Below are 399 nucleotides of genomic sequence, written 5' to 3'. Positions count from 1 at the left end.
GCTGTCTCCGGTATGAAGCGCGGATGTGCCGCCACATACTCCAGATGCTGTTTGATATCAGAGCGGAATGCGGCAGACTGCTTGCCGAGCTTCAGATGGTCGTACAAAATCTGCTGCTTTTCGAGGTCGGACAGATTGTGAACGTCGATCACGACCTGGCTTTCGCTTAGGAGAGGAAAGGCACTTTCCTTGAGGTCATGGCGAGCGCGGCTGTAGATGTAGTCCCGTGAGGTCATGACGATCTTGGCCCCTTGGCGCAACATCATCCTTACGTGTACCAGAGAATGGTTCCAGCCATGTACCAAAGGCGATTCGTACTGAGTCACGCCGAATGCGTCATCGATCCAGAAAAACTGCGAGGGCTCATCCGCATTCCAGCGCTCGACGACCTTTGCCGGG

Annotated in this window: 1 pseudogene; it reads right to left on the bottom strand. The window is 54.9% G+C overall.

What is annotated here, in order from left to right:
- Window positions 1-399, bottom strand: a pseudogene (locus SB771_RS33595) (hypothetical protein); the annotation flags it as partial.

The organism is Burkholderia sp. SIMBA_051 (assembly GCF_046534915.1).
Taxonomy (GTDB): Bacteria; Pseudomonadota; Gammaproteobacteria; order Burkholderiales; family Burkholderiaceae; genus Burkholderia; species Burkholderia ambifaria.
This window is presented reverse-complemented; position numbering and strand designations above follow the sequence as displayed.